We start from the raw sequence: 2803 nt of genomic DNA, 5'->3' as shown, positions 1-2803 counted from the left end.
GGGTGCGGGCGCGCCGGTCGGGGACGCCAACAACGGGGCCACCGTCCGCCCGGCGGAGGCGCGCGGATCCGGCGGCACGACCGAGGTGCCGCAGACCAACACCCCGTCCACCCACACCGCAGCGGACAGCGATGTCGAGCGCCTCGACTCCCAGAAGCAACTGCTCAACGGCGTCGAGTACACCCTGCCGCCCGTCAGCCTGCTGACCGCGGGGGACCCGCCCAAGGAGCGCAGCGAGTCCAACGACCAGATGATCGACGCCATCCAGGGCGTCCTCGAGCAGTTCAAGATCGACGCCGCGGTCACCGGGTTCACCCGCGGGCCGACGGTCACGCGCTACGAGGTCGAACTCGGCCCCGGCGTCAAGGTCGAGAAGATCACGGCGCTGCACCGGAACATCGCCTACGCGGTGGCCACGGACAACGTCCGTCTCCTCGCCCCGATCCCCGGCAAGTCCGCGGTGGGCATCGAGGTCCCCAACCTCGACCGGGAGCTGGTGAGGCTGGCCGACGTGCTCACCGACCCCAAGACCGCCACCAAGCACAACCCGATGCTCATCGGACTGGGCAAGGACATCGAGGGGGACTTCGTCACCGCCGACCTGTCCAAGATGCCGCACCTCCTGGTGGCCGGCTCGACCGGTTCGGGTAAGTCCAGCTTCGTCAACTCGATGCTCGTGTCGTTGCTCACCCGCGCGACACCGGACGAGGTGCGCCTGATCCTCGTGGATCCCAAGATGGTCGAGCTGACGCCGTACGAGGGGATCCCACACCTGATCACCCCGATCATCACGCAGCCCAAGAAGGCGGCCGCCGCGCTGGCGTGGTTGGTCGAGGAGATGGAACAGCGCTACCAGGACATGAAGTCCACCCGCGTGCGCCACATCACCGATTTCAACGAACGGGTCAAGTCCGGTGCCATCACGACCCCGCCCGGCAGCGAACGGGTGTACCGCCCGTATCCGTACATCGTCGCGGTGGTGGACGAACTCGCCGACCTCATGATGACCGCGCCGCGTGACATCGAGGACGCGATCGTGCGGATCACCCAGAAGGCCCGTGCCGCCGGGATCCACCTGGTGCTGGCCACGCAGCGCCCGTCCGTCGACGTGGTCACGGGTCTCATCAAGACCAACGTGCCGTCGCGTCTGGCCTTCGCCACGTCCTCGCTCACCGACTCGCGGGTCATCCTGGACCAGGCGGGGGCGGAGAAGCTGATCGGGATGGGTGACGGTCTCTTCATCCCGATGGGGGCGTCGCGACCCGTCCGCATGCAGGGTGCGTTCATCACCGACGAGGAGATCCACGAGGTCGTGGACTACGCCAAGAACCAGGCGGAGCCCGACTACGACGACACCGTCACCGCCGCCAAGGAGGAGTCCAAGAAGGACATCGACGGCGACATCGGGGACGACCTCGACGACCTGCTCGCGGCCGTCGAGCTCGTGGTCTCCAGCCAGTTCGGGTCCACCTCGATGCTGCAGCGCAAGCTCCGCGTCGGGTTCGCCAAGGCGGGTCGGCTCATGGACCTGATGGAGTCCCGCGACATCGTCGGACCCTCGGAGGGCTCGAAGGCCCGCGACGTGCTGGTCAAGCCGGAGGAGCTGGGGTCGGTCATCTGGATGATCAAGGGCGGCACCCCGCCCGAGGAGGACCCGGGAGACCTGCCTGCCGGGAGCGAGAACCTGGACGAGGCGCCGGTGGGCTGAACCGCGCGGTCTCAGGCCAGCGCGCCGTACACCGGCATCCACTCCCGGACGGTGACCTCGGAGACCATTCCGCGCAGACAGTGGGGGTCCTGCGCCACCAGTGCGCGGGCGGTGTCGGAATCGGCGGCCTCGACGACGAGCAGGGCGCCCGAGCCGTCCGTGTACGGACCCACCGACCGGATCGATCCCGCGTCGACCCGGGCGGAGAGCCACTCGCGATGGGCGGGCTTGTTGGCCTCCCGGTCATCGGTCTGCTCGGGCTCGTACCGGTAGTCGACTGCGAAGAGCGGCATCGGTGTGGTCCTTCCTGGTCGCTGCGGGGGTGTTGTCGGATCAAGGGTATTCGGCCGGGTCTCGCTAAGGTGAGGGGGTGACACTTCCCATCACCGATGACGGACGCCCCGGCGCCGAGGTCCCCGTACTCAACATCGCCAACGTGCTCACCGTCCTGCGGATCGTGTTGGTCCCGGTGTTCGTGGTCCTGTTCTTCGTGGCCGACGCGCAGGACCCGTGGTGGCGGGTGGGTGCGTTCGTCGTCTTCGTGTTCGCGATGGCGACCGACTACGTGGACGGGTACCTCGCCCGGCGGCTGGGTCTGGTGACGGACTTCGGCAAGATCGCCGACCCGATCGCGGACAAGGCGCTCATGGCGGCGGCGATGATCTCGCTGTCCCTGGTCCACGAGCTGTTCTGGTGGGTGACGATCGTGATCCTCGTCCGCGAGGTGGGGATCACCCTCTGGCGTCTGTTCGGCGTCGACCACGTGGTGGCGGCCAGTAAGGGTGGCAAGCTCAAGACCGTGACCCAGACCCTGGGGCTGGGCATGCTGATCCTCCCGCTACCGCACTGGGTCTGGCCCGTCGAATGGGCCGTGATCGGCGTGGCGCTGGTCCTGACCGTCTACACGGGTATCGATTACCTGGTGAAGGCGCGTCAGGCCGCCAGGGCCGGGCACTGAGCCCCCCGGCCCGGGTTGCCATGACCTCCACTGATCTCCCCGATCCGGGTGCCGCGGCCGCGGTGGCCGCACTCGGCGGGCGCGGGTGGACCCTGGCGACCGCCGAGTCGCTGACCGCGGGGATGCTCGCGGCCACG

Annotated in this window: 3 protein-coding genes; 2 read left to right on the top strand and 1 reads right to left on the bottom strand. The window is 68.6% G+C overall.

The features are described 5' to 3' along the window. On the top strand, positions 1 to 1708 hold a 1708-nt coding region (locus G6021_RS02475; protein ID WP_241736393.1), incomplete at its 5' end, for a DNA translocase FtsK. Positions 1709 to 1719: 11 nt separating this feature from the next. Here the strand turns inward: G6021_RS02475 and G6021_RS02470 are convergent. Next, on the bottom strand, positions 1720 to 2001 hold the full coding sequence (locus tag G6021_RS02470; protein ID WP_179525422.1) for a YciI family protein: 282 nt from the start codon (positions 1999 to 2001) through the stop codon (positions 1720 to 1722). 77 nt (positions 2002 to 2078) lie between these two features. Here G6021_RS02470 and pgsA point away from each other — a divergent pair, with 77 nt between their 5' ends. Then, positions 2079 to 2666: a CDP-diacylglycerol--glycerol-3-phosphate 3-phosphatidyltransferase gene (gene pgsA / locus G6021_RS02465; protein ID WP_179525421.1), complete on the top strand. Its 588-nt coding sequence runs from the start codon at positions 2079 to 2081 to the stop codon at positions 2664 to 2666. Positions 2667 to 2803 lie beyond the last annotated feature (137 nt).

The sequence above is a fragment of the Dietzia sp. CW19 genome (assembly GCF_014145265.1).
In the GTDB taxonomy this organism is placed as follows: domain Bacteria; phylum Actinomycetota; class Actinomycetes; order Mycobacteriales; family Mycobacteriaceae; genus Dietzia; species Dietzia natronolimnaea.
This window is presented reverse-complemented; position numbering and strand designations above follow the sequence as displayed.

Excerpts from the sequence above, each read along its gene's own strand:
- G6021_RS02470 (WP_179525422.1), bottom strand. The coding sequence starts at position 2,001 with ATGCCGCTCTTCGCAGTCGACTACCGGTACGAGCCCGAGCAGACCGAT.